4 protein-coding genes are annotated in these 1,533 nt (G+C 40.7%); all 4 read left to right on the forward strand.

Features of this window, described 5'->3' with window-relative positions:
• Positions 1-49: 49 nt before the first annotated feature.
• Positions 50-337, forward strand: a complete 288-nt coding sequence (locus N1032_RS23055) for a hypothetical protein (RefSeq protein ID WP_259542660.1) — start codon at positions 50-52, stop codon at positions 335-337.
• A gap of 349 nt (positions 338-686) precedes the next feature.
• The gene (locus tag N1032_RS23060; RefSeq protein ID WP_259542661.1) at positions 687-872 is read left to right on the forward strand and encodes a hypothetical protein; all 186 of its coding nucleotides are present in this window, start codon (positions 687-689) and stop codon (positions 870-872) included.
• A gap of 167 nt (positions 873-1,039) precedes the next feature.
• Positions 1,040-1,252, forward strand: coding sequence for a hypothetical protein (locus tag N1032_RS23065; protein WP_259542663.1), 213 nt, complete (start codon positions 1,040-1,042; stop codon positions 1,250-1,252).
• On the forward strand, positions 1,249-1,533 hold a 285-nt coding region (locus tag N1032_RS23070; protein ID WP_259542665.1), incomplete at its 3' end, for a hypothetical protein. The genes N1032_RS23065 and N1032_RS23070, both read left to right, overlap by 4 nt.

Below are 1,533 nucleotides of genomic sequence, written 5' to 3' on the forward strand. Positions count from 1 at the left end.
AGACAACATCTCATTGCCGAGTGACAAGATATGAAACAATGTGCATGTCATGGATATGGACACGGTTCTCAATAAATTCAAGTCAGGGGAACGACCACAAATCATAGCACCCAAGAATGTCGGGGAAAACGGTGTCATGTCAACAAACCGTTTCATTCAGAAGGTAGTGCCTGACTTGGGTAAGAAACTGTTTGATTCGCTTGAATGGGATGACAGCATCAAGAAGTTCGTTCCCAATTATGAGATAAAGGAAAATGACAAGATAGTCATTACCGCAAACAACATGAAGGAAAATGTCATCAACGGAACGATAGGGACTATCAAGAGTGTGGTTTGAAAGCAAAAAACATTCATGACCAAGTTCGGTATGCGTACTGACATAGTCGAATGTGCCGAGATAGTTGAAGAGCTTACAGGTGAAGCACTTTACATAGAGTTGAGATGACTTAAGAAAAAGATTGCCTTGGCATATTGCATAACGGTCCATAAGGCACAAGGTTCTGAGTGAGATGACATTTACTTCATGGCATGTGGTGAACAGGCAACAGATGACGCCAAAATGATATATACGGCAATTACACGTGCAAAGCACCACGCCTATATAATCTTGCAACCCGTAAAGGAAGAAGTGAAGAAACCGGAATTGTGGGACGTCCCTTGAGACTTGGATATTTAAAGGAGCAGATATGGAAAACAATAAATTTCAATATGTGGTTTATGCCTATTCTCTCAGAAGGGATTGTGAAATAGGTGAGGCAGGAACAGTAATTTATGTCGGAATCGGAAAGGATTCAGGTGAGGAGCGTCATGCCAACCACCTAAAACCCAGCAAGGCTTTGGACCATGGGGGCGAGGAATCGTTCAACTTCTGATTGCAGACGAATACTGACCTATGAGATTATGACGTGTTAGTGAATGTGTACGCAAGAGATTATGATGACGCCAAAGATGCGGCGACATCAGTGGAAACAAAAATGATTGATGTGTATAAACCGCACTTCAATCAACTGAAAGTAAAATACTTAAAGGAGTTAAAATAATGTCATTTAGTGAAAAATACCAAAAGATAGCAGACAGGATTGAGTTTGACGGCACCGAACACAAACACAAGCAAAACCTTGTTTACCTAAAGCAGTTCGAGGAGCAACTCAACATCTTGAAGGCAGCACCGACACCTAATCAGGAAGAAGTGGATAAAGCCACCAAGTTGGTGGAAATGTTTAAGAAACACGTAGAGGAGACAGAACAATGACTGAAAACACACAAGATTTAATCATACAAAAGCACGAAACGGTTAACGTCCAATATGACCTTACCATTTTCGAGGCGGACATTGAAGCGAAAATGCAGAAATTCATTTCGACACCTTTAATCAAAGACATAGTTCCGGACGTCAAACAAACAATTAGGGTCAAAAAGAAAATGGAAGAGGAACTTGCCGTCTTCAAATCAAAGATTGATGAGGCAATGACGAATTACAACGCTTACAAGGACAAGATTGACAACCTTATTTCCTATGTCAAGGAAAAAACT

The sequence above is a fragment of the Herbiconiux daphne genome (assembly GCF_024979295.1).
GTDB classification, from domain to species: domain Bacteria; phylum Actinomycetota; class Actinomycetes; order Actinomycetales; family Microbacteriaceae; genus Herbiconiux; species Herbiconiux daphnes.

Excerpts from the sequence above, each read along its gene's own strand:
- N1032_RS23055 (WP_259542660.1), top strand. The coding sequence starts at position 50 with ATGGATATGGACACGGTTCTCAATAAATTCAAGTCAGGGGAACGACCA.
- N1032_RS23060 (WP_259542661.1), top strand. The coding sequence starts at position 687 with ATGGAAAACAATAAATTTCAATATGTGGTTTATGCCTATTCTCTCAGA.
- N1032_RS23065 (WP_259542663.1), top strand. The coding sequence starts at position 1,040 with ATGTCATTTAGTGAAAAATACCAAAAGATAGCAGACAGGATTGAGTTT.